Below are 14073 nucleotides of genomic sequence, written 5' to 3'. Positions count from 1 at the left end.
GTTATAACCCCAGCAGACGCCTGAGTTCCTGTTCCGATGTGTTGGCCCGGAAGCCTGGCCCGCCGCGCTGGAAACTCACGGCCTGCGCCAGGCTGCCGACCATCACCGGCGTACAGCCTGCGTCGCGCACCAGTCGGGCGGCGGTCTGCAGGGCTGCGCCGTCATCGCTGGCAATCGGTACGCCCAGGCGCCGTGCTCCACCGGCAAACGATGCTTCCACGGCGGTGGCGTCCACGGCGCTGAAGGCCCGCACGACTCGGGTGCCGGGCAAGTACCGGGCGGTGGTGACGGCGGCACCGTTGGCCAGGGCCTCTTGAGCCAACGGGCTGTTGCTGGAGCCCGGAGGGTTGCAGGCATCGAGAATGATCTTGCCTTTCAACGGTGCGGCGAATGTACGACCGATATCCGGGATCGCTTCGTAGGGCACGGCAATCAGGATGACTTCCCCGAACTCGGCGGCTTGCTGCACCGTGCCATAGGAGGCGCGCGTGCCCAGTGGTTTGACCCAGGACGCCAGCTCTTCAGGGTGGCGGGTAGAAAACAGCACCTCATGCCCGGCCTTGACCCAGCAGCGCCCGACACTTCCGCCCAGCCAGCCGGCACCGATCACACCGATACGCAGGGGCTTGATGTTGTCGTCTGAGCCGAAACTCATGCCGGGCATGGCGGCAAACGCCGTGAGGGCCGCCAGAGCGGTACGTCGTGTAAAGGGCATATCGGAGTCTCCGGGATAGACAGGTTTCGGTGATCAACGCTGCTGACGCGCCAGGGCCGTCTGGATCTGCACAAAGGCCGGTGCCAGTTCCTCGGCGATACAGTGCGCACGACGGGTCGGTATCACCCCTGTGGCGTGGCGCACGAACAACGGGTCTGCAAAATACTCACGCAGTCGGGCCAGCGTGTTGCTCACGGCGGGCTGTTTGACGTGCAGGCACTCGGCAGCACGGCTCACACTGTGCTCCTGATACACCAGCAAGAATGTCAGCAAACTGTTGAGGTCGATACTTTCGAGGACCCGGGCATCAATGTGCATGGGCAGGTACCTGTTCGGCCTGCGGCACCATACTGGCAAAGGTCAGGTTGGCACCGGCGTCGATCAGTGTATTGACCAGGTACGTCATTTCATGACTGGCGAAGTGTTCCGTCATTTGCACTTCGCTGTGCCAATAGCCACAGAGAATCCACAGTGCCTTTTCTGTCTGGCTGCGGTGCAAGGTATAGCCCAGACAACCGTCCGCACGTTGTAAGGTTTCAATGTTATTGGCCAGCAGGGCACGATCAAACTTGATATTCGGAATTTTGGAAAAACGGATTTCCAATGTATTGACTGCCTGGATAGTCATTGGTCCGATCCTTGAGTAAGTCTGCGCTCAAATCTAGATACGAGGAGCGCAGAAGACTATGTGTCTCTGACTAAATAGGCTCATGAATTCAATTCATGGATAAAAAACCTTGAAAAATCAAAGCCAGTAGCAATAGTCTGATATATCTTGAAATAATTAATCGATCTGCACGCCTCGCAATACAACAGTGCATGAAGTCCCCGTTCGGGATTATCAAATTCTGCTCATAGGTTCTATGCGGATTTCCGGATAATTGAACCGGATTTCATATGCTAGAGTGTTTCTGCCTTGACGCTTCAACTAACCGCGCTTTTGTCAGTCCTCCATTTATGACCGTGCCCCGCCTGGGAAAGTCTGATGGTTAGTCGAGGGCGCGAACGCATTAACGTCACCCAACACTCTATAACTTTAATAAAGCCCGCCTGACTTTCTTTTATCGATGCCCATGACAACTCATGCACTGGCACGGCGTTTCTGTGTGCCTGCCAGAGGCCTGAGCCACTAATCCGATTTCAACGAGGCGTCGCTGCGACGTTTCCGCTTGCTTATGCCGAGGATACTTATGCATTCCAGACACGTCTGGCCCGCGCTGGCTTCAGTCATCATGCTGGCAAACCTGCTCAGTGGTTGCGACAAACAACAAGCCACGTCACCAGCCACTCAAGCAGCCCAGGTAGGCGTCGTGACCTTGCAGCCGCGGGCCGTGAGCCTGTCCAGCGATCTGCCCGGACGGACCAACGCTTATCGCGTTGCCGAAGTGCGTCCGCAGGTGGACGGTATCGTGCTCAAACGCCTGTTCAAGGAAGGCTCGGACATTCAGGCGGGCCAGCAGTTGTATCAGATCGATTCTTCGACCTACGAGGCTACGCTGGCCAACGCTCAGGCCAGTGTCGAGCAGTACCGTTCGCTGGCCAGTCGTTATCGGCAATTGATCGACGAGCAAGCGGTCAGCAAACAGGAATACGACACTGCCCGCTCCCAGCAATTGCAGGCCGAGGCGCAGCTCAAGAACGCTCAGATCAACCTGCGTTACACCAAGGTACTGGCCCCCATCAGTGGCCGTATCGACCGCTCGATGGTCACTGAAGGCGCGCTGGTCTCCAATGGCCAGAGCACGGCGCTGGCGACCATCCAGCAGCTGGACCCGATCTACGTCGACGTGACCCAGTCCTACGGCAACATGCTCAAGCTGCGTCGCGCCCTGGAAAGCGGCCAGTTGCAGAAGGCCGGCGACAATGCCGCCAAGGTCAATCTGACCCTTGAAGACGGCAGCCAGTATCCGCTGCAAGGGTCGCTGGAATTCTCTGAAGTGTCGGTCGACCAGACCACCGGTTCGGTGATCCTGCGCGCCGTTTTCCCCAACCCCGATCACCTGCTGCTGCCCGGCATTTTCGTGCACGCGCGGTTGCCTGAAGGGATCGCCGAACAGGCGATCATGGCTCCGCAGGTGGGGGTGACCCGCGACCTCAAGGGGACGCCCACGGCCCTGGTGGTGACCGCCGACAACAAGATCGAACAGCGCGAGCTGACGGTGGGGCAGGTGGTCGGCCCGGACATTCTGGTGGAAAGCGGCCTGAAGGCCGGTGACAGGATCGTGATCGAGGGCCTGCAGTTCATCAAGCCCGGCGCGACTGTCGAGGCCCATGAAGTCAAGCGCGACGACAGCGCCCCCGCCGTGGCATCCGCCAGCGCGAAAACGGAGTAACCCATGTCGAAGTTTTTCATTGATAGACCCATCTTCGCCTGGGTGCTGGCCCTGGTGATCATGCTGGTGGGGGCGCTGTCGATTCTCCGGCTGCCGATCAACCAGTATCCGAACATTGCCCCGCCCGCCGTGGCGATCCAGGTCACTTACCCCGGTGCATCTGCGCAGACGGTGCAGGACACCGTGGTCCAGGTGATCGAGCAGCAGATGAACGGCATCGACAACCTGCGCTACATCTCCTCGGAAAGTAACTCCGACGGCAGCATGCGCATCATCGTGACCTTCAATCAGGGCACCAACCCGGACATCGCCCAGGTACAGGTGCAGAACAAGCTCAACCTGGCCACGCCGCTGCTGCCACAGGAAGTGCAGCAACAGGGCCTGCGGGTGACCAAGTTCCAGCAGAACTTCATGATGTTCGTGGGCCTGGTGTCCACCGACGGCAAGCACACCAAGGAAGACTTGTCGAACTACATCGTCTCCAATATCCAGGACCCGATCTCGCGTACCTCGGGCGTGGGTGACTTCCAGGTCTGGGGCACTCAGTACGCCATGCGCATCTGGCTGGACCCGGCCAGGCTCACCCAGTACCAACTGACCCCGGTGGATGTCACCGAAGCGATTCAGGCGCAGAACGTACAGGTCGCATCCGGCATGATCGGCGGCCTGCCTGCGCCCAGGGGCACCGTATTCACCGCCACCATGATCGGCAAGACCCGCCTGCAGACCGGCGAGCAGTTCGGCGACATTCTGCTCAAGGTCAACAGCGACGGCTCCCAGGTTCGCCTGAGCGACGTCGCCACCATCAACCTCGGCGGCGAGAACTACAGCATCAACGCCCAGGCCAATGGCAAACCGGCCTCGGGTATCGCCATTCGCCTGGCGACCGGTGCCAATGCCCTGGACACCGCCAAGGCCATTCGTGCCACCGTCGACAAGCTCAAGCCGTTTTTCCCGCCGGGCGTGGAAGCGGTGTATCCCTATGACACCACCCCGGTGGTCACCGAGTCGATCAATGGCGTGGTGCATACGCTGATCGAAGCCGTGGTGCTGGTGTTCCTGGTGATGCTGCTGTTCCTGCAGAACCTGCGTGCCACGCTGATCACCACCATGACCGTGCCGGTGGTGTTGCTGGGGACCTTCGGGGTGCTGGCGGCAGCCGGTTTTACCATCAACACCCTGACCATGTTCGGCATGATCCTCGCCATCGGCCTGCTGGTGGACGACGCCATCGTGGTGGTGGAGAACGTCGAGCGGGTCATGGCCGAGGAGCATGTGTCGCCCAAGGAAGCCACACGCAAGTCCATGGAGCAGATCCAGGGCGCGCTGGTGGGGATCGCTCTGGTGCTGTCGGCTGTGCTGCTGCCGATGGCGTTCTTCGGCGGTTCTACCGGTGTGATCTATCGCCAGTTCTCGATCACCATCGTTTCGGCCATGGCGCTGTCCGTGTTCGTTGCGCTGGTGTTCACCCCGGCGCTGTGCGCCACGATGCTCAAGCCGATCGACCCGGCACTGCACGGGCAGCCCAAGCGTGGTTTCTTCGGCTGGTTCAACCGTTGTTTCGATGCCTGTGTCGATGCTTACGAGCGCGGTGTGGGCAGCATCATCCGCAACAAGGTGCCGGGCTTCGTGGTGTACCTGGTGATCGTGGGCGGCATGGTCTTCATGTTCTCGCGCATTCCGACCTCGTTCCTGCCCGAAGAAGACCAGGGCGTGATCTTCACCCAGGTGCAGACGCCCCCCAACAGCTCTGCCGAAACCACCCAGAAAGTGCTGGACCGAATGACCCAGTACCTGCTCGACAAGGAGAACGGCGAGGGCAAGGCCGTCAACTCGGTGTTCACCGTCAACGGCTTCAACTTCGCTGGCCGTGGGCAGAACTCCGGTATCGCCTTCGTGCTGCTCAAGCCATGGGACGAGCGCGATTCGGACAACACCGTGTTCAAGATCGCCCAGCGTGCACAGCAGCAATTCCTCAAGTACCGTGACGCCATGGTCTACGCGGTGGTGCCGCCTTCGGTGCTGGAGCTGGGCAACGCCACCGGTTTTGACTTCTTCCTGCAGGATCAGGACAGCATCGGCCATGTAAGGCTCATGGAGGCGCAGGCACGGTTCCTGGAACTGGCCGCCCAAAGCCCGATCCTGGCCGGTGTTCGCCCCAACGGTCTGAAGGATGAGCCGCAGTACCACCTGACCATCGACGACGAACGCGCCCGGGCCATGGGGCTGTCGCTGAACGACATCAACACCACGCTTTCGGTGGCGTACGGCAGCAGCTATGTTAACGACTTCGTCGACCGTGGCCGGGTCAAGCGCGTGTATGTGCAGGGCCAGCCGGACTCGCGGGTGACCACTCAGGATCTGGACAAATGGTATGTGCGCAACGCCACGGGCCGCATGGTGCCGTTCTCGGCTTTCGCCAGCGCCGAGTGGATTACCGGTTCGCCGAAACTGTCGCGTTATAACGGCGTGTCGGCGGTGGAGATTCTCGGAACTCCGGCACCTGGCTACAGCTCGGGGCAGGCAATGGCCGAAGTTGAACGTATCGCTAGGGAACTGCCGCCGGGCGTGGGCATTTCGTTTACGGGGCTGTCGTTTGAAGAGCGCTTGTCCGGTTCCCAGGCTCCGGCGTTGTATGCGTTGTCGGTTCTGGTGGTTTTCCTGTGTCTGGCGGCTCTGTATGAAAGCTGGTCGATCCCGATCGCGGTGATTCTGGTGGTGCCTTTGGGCGTTATCGGTGCCTTGATCGCCACCAGCCTGCGCGGGCTGTCCAACGACGTGTTCTTTCAGGTCGGCCTGCTGGTCACGGTGGGGCTGGCGGCGAAGAACGCGATCCTGATCGTCGAGTTCGCCAAGGAACTGCACGAAAAAGGCCGCTCGCTGGTCGAGGCGGCCACCGAGGCCTGCCGGATGCGTCTGCGCCCCATTGTGATGACGTCCATGGCGTTCATCCTCGGCGTGGTGCCGCTGTCCATCTCCACCGGTGCCGGCTCCGGTAGTCAGCACGCCATTGGTACAGGGGTGATCGGCGGCATGATCACCGCCACGGTCCTCGCGATTTTCTGGGTGCCGATGTTCTTTGTCGGTGTTTCCTCTTTGTTCAAAGGCAACCGCATGCCCCAGGACAATACCTCGAACCCGGAGAAGAACGAGCCATGAGCATGAACAAGTCCTTGATGGCCCTGGCGGTTACCGCCATCGTGCTTGGCGGCTGTTCGCTGATACCCGACTACCAGCGACCGGACGCACCGGTTGCCAGCCAATACCCGCAAGGGCCGGGCTACTCGGCGGTACATGCCGCCGATCAGGCCGCTTCGGAGCAAGGCTGGCGCACGTTCTTTCGTGACCCGGCATTGCAGCAACTGGTGCAGACGGCCCTGAGCAACAACCGCGACCTCAAGGTCGCGGCCTTGAATGTCGAGGCTTACCAGGCCCAGTACCGCATTCAGCGTGCCGACCTGTTCCCGGCCATCGGAGCCCAGGTCTCTGGGACGCGCCAGCGCACTCCGGGTGACCTGAGCACTTCGGGCCAACCCACGATCAGCGGTAATTACTCGGCTCAGGTCGGCCTTTCGTCCTATGAACTGGACCTGTTCGGCCGGGTGCGCAGCCTGACCGATCAGGCGCTGCAAAGTTACTTCGCGACCGAACAGGCGCGCCGTTCCACCCAGATCAGCCTGGTGGCCAGCGTCGCCAACGCCTACCTGACCTGGCAGGCCGACCGTGAGTTGCTCAAGCTGACCCAGGACACCCTCGACGCCTACGAACAGAGCCTGCGGCTGACCTCGCGCAGCAGCGAAGTCGGCGTGGCGTCGGCCCTGGATCTGGCCCAGGCACGCACATCGGTCGAGAGCGCCCGAGCTTCGCTGGCGCGCTATCAGCGTCAGGTCGCCCAGGATGAAAACGCTCTGGTACTGCTGCTCGGCACGGCATTGCCCGCCAACCTGCCCGCACCTCAGCCGCTGAATATGGAGCAGTTGGCCAGAGTGCCCGCAGGCCTGCCATCAGACCTGCTGACCCGCCGCCCGGATATCCTTCAGGCCGAATACAACCTGAAGGCCGCCAACGCCAACATTGGCGCGGCACGGGCAGCGTTCTTCCCTGGTATCAGCCTGACCGCCGGTGCGGGGTCGGCAAGCACTGAACTGGGCAACCTGCTTAAGGGCGGGCAGGGCAGCTGGACCTTCACACCGACCATCAACCTGCCGATCTTCAATGCCGGGCAACTGAAGGCGAATCTGGATTACGCAAGGCTACAGAAGGACATCAACGTTGCGACCTACGAGAAGGCAATCCAGACCGCCTTCCAGGAAGTCGCCGATGGCCTGACCGCACGCCAGACCTACACCGAACAGATGCAGGCCCAGAACGATCTGGTGCAAGCCAGCCAGGACTACTACCGCCTGGCGGAGCGGCGTTATCGGATCGGTGTGGACAGCAACCTGACCTTCCTCGATGCGCAACGCTCGCTGTTCAGCAATCAGCAGACCCTGATCAGCGACCGCCTGGCGCAACTGACGGCCGAGGTCAATCTGTATCGGGCCTTGGGAGGCGGTTGGGAACTCTGAGCCCCGGCCAGCGTGATTGAGGGGCCTTGCCCCTCAGTCATGAGGATCGACTCAACCGTTACTTCAGCTAACGAAAATCCCGCGTTTGCAGGACCTTTCCTGCGCCCATTGCTCTTTCTTCCGTATGAACTTTCCGAGAAAATCTCCAGCCCTTGCGCCTGTGAATTCCCGACACTAGGCTGCGTCCGTCGCTGAATTTCAGTGATCGGGTTTAGCAGCCTGTTTCAGTTTTTCCCGACGCAAGTCCCGCTATGGCGGCTTTGCGTGGGGCACTTTCGAGTGCGCCGGAATTGGGAAAACTGCCGGTCTGCTAACCCGCGTCAAAGCTGCCACCCCTGTCTGTTTAGCAGCAAGCATTCGGTGGCTCCATCGGAGTTTTCCCAATGATCGAAGTAACCCCGGCACCCCCTGTTTTCTCCCTTGAAGAGTCCCTGCTGCACGTCAGCGAACTACTACGCTGCGCCGCCGCAACAGCCTATGAAACCGGCGATACCCTCAACGGTCCCAAACGGGACCTGGCTTTTTCGGTCGTGCATTTGATCGGCATGGCTAAGGCTGAGCTGGATCGTTCGCTGGCGCATGTTGAGGTACGCAGAGCCTGATTGTAGGAGCGAATTTATTCGCGAGAGGCTGGTGAAGTGCATCCCATAGATATATGTCGTTTGAATCACTGTCTTCGCGAATGAATTCGTTCCTGCATGCCTCCAGTGTATTTGTTACTTCAGTCTGTTCTGCCCGACACTTTTTCAACTTGCGAGATTCTCTGATACAGAAGAGAGTCGAAGAACATATCTTTCTATCCATTCAAAGAGGACATGCCATTGATACGGAACCTATCAACCTTGTTGCTCAGCCTTGTCTTGTGCTCTGCCGCAGAGGCTGCATCTACCGCTGAAACTGAAGCGGTTTTTCAAAATGCGATGCGCATGGCTGAAGCAAATCAGCAATGGCTTGATCTGTTGATAGAGCAGGAGCAACAGGTGCAGACAGATAAAAAGATGCAGGTCGATAACCTGCAGAAAATGCTGCACAACATCCAGTCGTTCCAGAGCGAACTGCGCAAAGCCAGCGGCGCAGGGCATGCCGTCGCTACTTATTTGCTGGCAAACATGCAAGAAGGGGATGCTGCGAAACATGCTGAAGCTTGTGCGCTGTACCAGACGGCTGCAGATCAAGGCTTATTGGCCGGGGCAGTGACTCTATTGCGCTCCTGTGACACAGCTTTCCAGCGCTTCAAGTTTGATGATCCAGAGCTTGTACGACTGCGGAACCAGCTTATAAAGACTTTGGAGTCGCCAGACCCATACTCGGAGCACTACCCGCTGCCCGCAATGAATTCACTCTGTTTCAAAGAACTGAAGATGCCCACGATTGACAGTAAACGACCGCTGACCTCGCTGAAGGAGACATACACCCCGACGAATCTGAGTTTTAAACAGTTTCGCGCAGACGGTTACTACCTGCTTGCCCTCAAAGGGGATATCGAAAAATCGGCAGCGCGGGATTATTTCAAACAGGTGCAAATTCTGGCACCAGACTGTCTGGACCCCATGAGCCTCGGAGTATTGTTCAATACCATGGAGGACAAGGTTCAATGAGTTTGAGGCTGCCTGATGTGTTACAGACAGTGAGGGGTGGGCTGAAGCACGTAGAACCTGACAGGAGCGAATTCATTCGCGAAAGGCAGGACACCAACAGGTCGAAAATTGCACAATATCTGGCCGGCCTGTGACTTATCGCAAGATTGCCCACGCAATAAAGCAGGCGTGCCGTGACAGCCGCCTGCTCATGCACAGATCCAGCTACCCCGGATTACCCGCCCGAAGATGCGCTGCATTGATCTTGCATACCGAGTCGCGCAACATCCCGATCAGCGACTGCCGCTCCAACGGTTCCCATTGCGGAATATCGCTCTTGCGTGCCACTTCATTCCCTCGGGCAAAGGGCTGGGAGAAATATACCCGGCCGAACTGCGCCATTTCGTCCCGCTCGCAGTTGATCACCCGGATCGCCCGCGAACTGCGGATATCTGGAAGTTTATCGCTGGGGGCGGCGGGTCCGAGGTAATTGTTGATTAGGGAGAACTGGCGCAAATGCGGATTGCCCTGGTACAGGGTGACCGAATGGGCGTCGAAGTAGGTTGCCAGTTCGGCGTCCGCAAGCAGTTTGAACATGCCAGCAGGGGGCGTGGTCGGTGTTTCGGCCACGGCTTTCTGCGACACAGTGCCTTGGGCGCAGCCGCCCAGAAGCAATATCGCGGCCAAGTATGGCAGGCGCTTCATCGTGTGGTTCCTTGCGCTATGTCCGGGCGTTCCTGCTGCAACAGGCGCTCATCGACGCTGCCCTGCAACGAACAGAGCAGGCGGGTCTTCCCGTTCTCGACGCTGAGCATCAGAAGCTTTTCCGCGGAACCCGCCATCGGAGCGATGCCTGAAGCCGCCGCAAGGTTGTCCTGCCAAGCAGAATTGGCGTTCGCCTTGATCCGTGGTCTGGAAATGAAGTATTCGCCGGCCTCCTGCCATTTCGCATTCGGCAACTTGGCCATGACTTGCTCGCGGCTGGCATCGATTTCAAAACCCCAGAAGTAGTAAGTGCCTTGCTCGTCCAGATCCATGATCCGGTCGTAGTAGCTGGTCAGGCGCAGGCCTTGGTCGTCGACAACAGGGGTGAAATGCTGGAACGCGGTGTCGAAGTTGCGGCGGTCTGGCACCGGTAGCCAAGCCAGACCGCGCTGATCGTTGCGGGCCAGCTTGACGGTCTTCCCCATATCGGCGCGTTGGGAATACAGGTGTGTGAAGAATGACGGCTCACACGAGACCAGGCTTTCGCTTAGGCTGCTGGCCAGTGCATTACCGGAACACAGTCCGAGGAAAAGGGGTAGTACCGCTTTGCTGTAGGAGAAGGATAAACGGCGACGCATGTCCATTGCCTGGAGATTCCTGGTGGGCTGCAAAGACGCGATCTTAATAGCGTCAGGACGTTGTTACAAATTGAAAGAAACGGAAAAGGAGGCTGGTGGTAAAGGGAGTTCGCCAATCAATCACACAACAGGTATATGTCGTCTGAAGCACCGTCTTCGCGAATGAATTCGCTCCTACGCGGCTGATGGGTATTCGTTACTTCAGCTAACGAAAATCCCGTGTTTGCAGGACCTTTCCTGCGTCCATTGCCCTTTATTCCGTATGAGCTTTCCTAGAAAATCTCCAGCCCTTGCGCCTGTAAATTCTCAGCACTAGGCTGCGTCGGTCGCTGAATTTCAGTGATCGGGTTTAGCAGCCTGTTTGTGGATGACAAGTGCCGTGAGTACCGCCTATGGCGGCTTTGCGTGGGGCACCTTCGGGTGCGCCGGTTAATTGCGCTTGTTCCCACCGGTCTGCTAACCCGCGTCAAAGCCGCCACCCTTGTTTGTTTAGCAGCGAACAGTCGTTGAGGAATTCGTTCAGGCGTCAGGTCAATGCAGTGGGCCTTTTGCGGATTCCTGCGACCAGTTTTCGCCACCAAGGCTCTCTTGTCGTATCAGGCTGTATTTGAACCAGCTCGGGCACATCACGCAATTTCATCCACAACTCTCCATGCCATTGCAGTGCGCCCAATACATGGCCCTGCCAGCGCATCTGATACAGCTGAGGCTGGTCGTTGGCATCCGCGATTTGAGCGTCGAGAGTGGGCAACACTTCCTGCGATAACCAGCGGCGTAATGCCCGGTTTTCGGGGACGTAGTGATGCACCAACAACGCAAATGCACCTGACTCGCTGATCATCAGACATTTCTCCCATTGCCCATGGGTCAATAGCCATGCCGTGCGACGTTGATCGGCGTCGAGTTTGAGGGTGGCGCGCTCGTCCAGCTGTTTGCCCATCAGGCGAGCCAGATCCGACAAGGGAAACCAGACCTGAGCGTCCAGGATCACGGCACGCAGCATGCGGTGATGGCGGATGAAGACGGTGGGTTCAAAGTGATCGGTACAGGGAGGTGACGGGTAGGGAAGGTCCATGAGGGTAAAACTCCTTTGGGGGGATGATGAACCACCCGATACGTCGCTAAACGCATAAGGGTGGCGACTGTACGACGGTTAGCGAACCGGCCCCAAAGGCACACCGGCAGACCCGAAGGTCTCCGACGCACAGCCGCCATAACACGTGCCTCAGGCAAGGACGTTGCCTGATACAGGTCATGCAGCACTGCTGTGCCTTGGGATTCGGATCGCTAAATCCGGTCGCTGATTTTGCAGCGACGCAGCACACTAAATCCCCAAATCGACACACGCAAGCGGTCGGGATTTTCTAGGAAATTTCACTCAAGGGAAAGGGAATAAGCGCGGGGGCAGAGGCCATAATGTCGTTGGCTTCACGAGTAAGAAGAATAAGAAATTATCAATTCAACACTGTCGACCCATAGCGACCGGTCAGCATTCCCGAAATCGAGAGGCTATTGTCAGTCGCTGTTATGCAATCTGTTGGTAAGCGAATTTGCCTACCGTCGTGAGCGCATTGCCAGCAAGCGCCGGGGTTCACAAAGTCGTAAACGCAGTGCTCCATTTTAATTTACCATTCGCAGGCAGTCCGTTCCGGCGCCGATCAGCCCACGCCTGCACTCCGAATTTCAAATGGAAGGACCCCCGCTTCATGTCCAATACTTTGTTCCGCACACTTGCCTTGTCCAGTCTGTTCGTCCTCGCCAGCTGCACCACTGCAACGCCAACCGCATCGACGCCTGTCACCTCCAAGGCCATCGAAGCCTTCGTCGACATCTGTCTGAAGACCGCCCCCTCATTCGCCGGCTCTGCAGAAGCGGCCAAGCGGTTCGGCATCAACGACCTCCTGGACATGGGCTTCACGCGCACCGGCTTCACCGCAGACAAAAATCTCTCCGTGCAACTTTCCGAAAAGGAATGCGTCGTTACCACTCCGAAGCAACCCGACGACAGCCTGACCCGCCAACTGCTGAGTGCCGCGCAGACTTACTCGCAAACGCCGGTAGCAGATCGTGTGCCATCGAAGGTGCGTATCCAGGACAACAACTTTATTCTTCATCATGACCGCAACGGCGGTGAAGCGTATGTGCTATTGCGGAACAAGTAATTAGAGCTTTTACACCGTGTACGAAAAAAGCCCGAAAAGTGGGATTTTTTGTGTCGGCTGTTTAACGTAAATGCAGTTCTATCTATCTGCCACTTAGGGCGGCTAGCGACCCTAAGCAGTCATTCATTACATCGAATGAATTAATTAAGCATAAAGGAAAAGCTGCGCTCGCTGATATAAACAATATCTATGCGTCAACGAAAAACCCCAGGGTTTGGGCAACCTTTGCAACTTGCTCTGCCACTGTCTGAGTTTCACTGAAGTCGATATGTCGAGAACACATCCCGTGAGAGGTGCTTGATAGCGTGTACCCTAAATTTATGCATTGGTTAGGGGTTGAGGAAGTAAAAGCTTCTAATTCGCTATATTTGCTAAAGGTGAGCCCTTCGTAATTACCTGCGAAAATTATCGCTTTATATGGCCGATTCTGCTCAATTCCTTTGGGGAAGCTGAGGATAGGTACAGTGACACAACGAACCCGCAGACTTTTAAAATTATCGATTACGGTGTCGTTATGACTGTCTTTCTTTCCTCCCGTCAAAATGATAACCGGAGGGCTCTGCCATATCTTAAAGTCTTCATGATGATCACAAAGCTCTCTGCTATATATAGATTTGATAAATAGTTTTCCTAGATCTGTAATGCCTTCAGGCTTAATCAGCCCCAGTTGGCGTAGAGTCTGAACTGAAAGCGATCTAATCACTCCAAGTTTGTGGTCGTTAAATATGTCACTTTGGGAAAGGACCCCGTATCCATGCTTAGGGATCAACTCATGTTTAGTCGATATGTGTGCAAGCCTTAACAGTTCTAGGTCTTCATGAGCAAGCTGCTTGAGCGAAAGCATGAAGTGACGACGATATTCTTTATCTAGAGAGCCAAATTTCAATGTAATTGTTAATTGCGCATAGGCCTCAGATTTATTACTGTCGCTATCATTCACACAAGCCTGCAGTAGATCGGCGAATTCAATATCTGTAGCCAACTCATTGGCAGCCGTATAGTCTGCAGTCGATATGCAATTGACCAATGCCTTGCAATAACGTCTTATGCGAATCTCTTTTTGCTCGTCATGAAAGTCACGCAAGTGCTTTATGATAGTCGCGGGCTTTTCTAGCCCAGGAATTAATTCTGCAAGTTTCAATCCATATTTTTCGGCTTTACTCAGAAAGCTAAGGCTTTCTTTCTTGTCTTCATTAGCTGTCATACTTGCTCTCAAATTTTTTGAATCCGGCGGCCACTGCACGCTTGCAATTAATATTTAATGACTATAAAGCGCTTTGCTAATCTCAAGTGGTGTCCTTACTAGTTTCGTGTAGCAATCAAATTATAAGAACTTATTGCTCACTGTTGAGCACACAAATTTCTTGATGTTTCA

General features: G+C 56.9%; 13 protein-coding genes. 6 read left to right on the top strand and 7 right to left on the bottom strand.

What is annotated here, in order from left to right; genetic code table 11:
- Position 1: 1 nt before the first annotated feature.
- From ACIPY9_RS20885 to ACIPY9_RS20875, 3 genes are read right to left on the bottom strand one after another with little or no spacing between them, the layout of a single operon-like run.
- Complete coding sequence (locus tag ACIPY9_RS20885; RefSeq protein WP_400705845.1) at positions 2-715, bottom strand: NADPH-dependent F420 reductase; 714 nt, start codon at positions 713-715, stop codon at positions 2-4.
- A 33-nt stretch (positions 716-748) separates the two neighbouring features.
- The gene (locus ACIPY9_RS20880; protein ID WP_400705843.1) at positions 749-1033 is read right to left on the bottom strand and encodes a LysR family transcriptional regulator; all 285 of its coding nucleotides are present in this window, start codon (positions 1031-1033) and stop codon (positions 749-751) included.
- Complete coding sequence (locus ACIPY9_RS20875) at positions 1023-1343, bottom strand: antibiotic biosynthesis monooxygenase (RefSeq protein WP_400705841.1); 321 nt, start codon at positions 1341-1343, stop codon at positions 1023-1025. Before ACIPY9_RS20875 ends, ACIPY9_RS20880 begins: the two co-directional genes overlap by 11 nt.
- A gap of 562 nt (positions 1344-1905) precedes the next feature.
- On the opposite strand from ACIPY9_RS20875, the gene ACIPY9_RS20870 reads away from it, so the two are divergent.
- The 5 genes from ACIPY9_RS20870 to ACIPY9_RS20850 all read left to right on the top strand — a co-directional run bounded on the left by ACIPY9_RS20870 (position 1906) and on the right by ACIPY9_RS20850 (position 9214).
- Positions 1906-3048 (top strand): efflux RND transporter periplasmic adaptor subunit, encoded by a 1143-nt coding sequence (locus tag ACIPY9_RS20870; RefSeq protein ID WP_400705839.1) that lies wholly within the window; start codon positions 1906-1908, stop codon positions 3046-3048.
- 3 nt (positions 3049-3051) lie between these two features.
- Positions 3052-6207, top strand: coding sequence for an efflux RND transporter permease subunit (locus tag ACIPY9_RS20865; protein WP_400705836.1), 3156 nt, complete (start codon positions 3052-3054; stop codon positions 6205-6207).
- 2 nt (positions 6208-6209) lie between these two features.
- Positions 6210-7616 carry an AdeC/AdeK/OprM family multidrug efflux complex outer membrane factor gene (locus ACIPY9_RS20860; RefSeq protein ID WP_400705833.1) on the top strand — a complete coding sequence of 469 codons (1407 nt, stop codon included), beginning with the start codon at positions 6210-6212 and terminating at the stop codon, positions 7614-7616.
- A 383-nt stretch (positions 7617-7999) separates the two neighbouring features.
- Positions 8000-8218, top strand: a complete 219-nt coding sequence (locus ACIPY9_RS20855) for a DUF6124 family protein (RefSeq protein ID WP_400705830.1) — start codon at positions 8000-8002, stop codon at positions 8216-8218.
- A 240-nt stretch (positions 8219-8458) separates the two neighbouring features.
- Positions 8459-9214 carry a hypothetical protein gene (locus ACIPY9_RS20850; RefSeq protein WP_400705827.1) on the top strand — a complete coding sequence of 252 codons (756 nt, stop codon included), beginning with the start codon at positions 8459-8461 and terminating at the stop codon, positions 9212-9214.
- A 204-nt stretch (positions 9215-9418) separates the two neighbouring features.
- Here ACIPY9_RS20850 and ACIPY9_RS20845 read toward each other — a convergent pair whose 3' ends face one another.
- The 3 genes from ACIPY9_RS20845 to ACIPY9_RS20835 all read right to left on the bottom strand — a co-directional run bounded on the left by ACIPY9_RS20845 (position 9419) and on the right by ACIPY9_RS20835 (position 11611).
- Positions 9419-9898: a surface-adhesin E family protein gene (locus ACIPY9_RS20845; RefSeq protein WP_400705824.1), complete on the bottom strand. Its 480-nt coding sequence runs from the start codon at positions 9896-9898 to the stop codon at positions 9419-9421.
- Positions 9895-10542 (bottom strand): hypothetical protein, encoded by a 648-nt coding sequence (locus ACIPY9_RS20840; RefSeq protein WP_400705822.1) that lies wholly within the window; start codon positions 10540-10542, stop codon positions 9895-9897. The genes ACIPY9_RS20845 and ACIPY9_RS20840 overlap by 4 nt, the downstream gene beginning before the upstream one ends.
- Before the next feature lie 520 nt (positions 10543-11062).
- Positions 11063-11611 carry a Bro-N domain-containing protein gene (locus ACIPY9_RS20835; protein WP_400705820.1) on the bottom strand — a complete coding sequence of 183 codons (549 nt, stop codon included), beginning with the start codon at positions 11609-11611 and terminating at the stop codon, positions 11063-11065.
- A 631-nt stretch (positions 11612-12242) separates the two neighbouring features.
- Here ACIPY9_RS20835 and ACIPY9_RS20830 point away from each other — a divergent pair.
- Complete coding sequence (locus tag ACIPY9_RS20830) at positions 12243-12698, top strand: hypothetical protein (RefSeq protein WP_400705817.1); 456 nt, start codon at positions 12243-12245, stop codon at positions 12696-12698.
- 187 nt (positions 12699-12885) lie between these two features.
- Here the strand turns inward: ACIPY9_RS20830 and ACIPY9_RS20825 are convergent, their stop codons facing one another.
- On the bottom strand, positions 12886-13902 hold the full coding sequence (locus ACIPY9_RS20825) for a hypothetical protein (RefSeq protein ID WP_400705809.1): 1017 nt from the start codon (positions 13900-13902) through the stop codon (positions 12886-12888).
- Between the last annotated feature and the right edge of the window lie 171 nt (positions 13903-14073).

This window comes from Pseudomonas sp. NPDC089734 (assembly GCF_044748865.1).
In the GTDB taxonomy this organism is placed as follows: domain Bacteria; phylum Pseudomonadota; class Gammaproteobacteria; order Pseudomonadales; family Pseudomonadaceae; genus Aquipseudomonas.
Note: the sequence above shows the minus strand (reverse complement) of the source record. Positions and strands in the feature narration are given on the sequence as shown.

What these genes read in the sequence shown, in the direction of transcription:
- ACIPY9_RS20845 (WP_400705824.1), bottom strand. Translation starts at nt 9,898, where the DNA reads ATGAAGCGCCTGCCATACTTGGCCGCGATATTGCTTCTGGGCGGCTGC.
- ACIPY9_RS20885 (WP_400705845.1), bottom strand. Translation starts at nt 715, where the DNA reads ATGCCCTTTACACGACGTACCGCTCTGGCGGCCCTCACGGCGTTTGCC.
- ACIPY9_RS20865 (WP_400705836.1), top strand. Translation starts at nt 3,052, where the DNA reads ATGTCGAAGTTTTTCATTGATAGACCCATCTTCGCCTGGGTGCTGGCC.
- ACIPY9_RS20840 (WP_400705822.1), bottom strand. Translation starts at nt 10,542, where the DNA reads ATGGACATGCGTCGCCGTTTATCCTTCTCCTACAGCAAAGCGGTACTA.
- ACIPY9_RS20870 (WP_400705839.1), top strand. Translation starts at nt 1,906, where the DNA reads ATGCATTCCAGACACGTCTGGCCCGCGCTGGCTTCAGTCATCATGCTG.
- ACIPY9_RS20855 (WP_400705830.1), top strand. Translation starts at nt 8,000, where the DNA reads ATGATCGAAGTAACCCCGGCACCCCCTGTTTTCTCCCTTGAAGAGTCC.
- ACIPY9_RS20880 (WP_400705843.1), bottom strand. Translation starts at nt 1,033, where the DNA reads ATGCACATTGATGCCCGGGTCCTCGAAAGTATCGACCTCAACAGTTTG.
- ACIPY9_RS20830 (WP_400705817.1), top strand. Translation starts at nt 12,243, where the DNA reads ATGTCCAATACTTTGTTCCGCACACTTGCCTTGTCCAGTCTGTTCGTC.
- ACIPY9_RS20875 (WP_400705841.1), bottom strand. Translation starts at nt 1,343, where the DNA reads ATGACTATCCAGGCAGTCAATACATTGGAAATCCGTTTTTCCAAAATT.
- ACIPY9_RS20835 (WP_400705820.1), bottom strand. Translation starts at nt 11,611, where the DNA reads ATGGACCTTCCCTACCCGTCACCTCCCTGTACCGATCACTTTGAACCC.
- ACIPY9_RS20825 (WP_400705809.1), bottom strand. Translation starts at nt 13,902, where the DNA reads ATGACAGCTAATGAAGACAAGAAAGAAAGCCTTAGCTTTCTGAGTAAA.
- ACIPY9_RS20860 (WP_400705833.1), top strand. Translation starts at nt 6,210, where the DNA reads ATGAACAAGTCCTTGATGGCCCTGGCGGTTACCGCCATCGTGCTTGGC.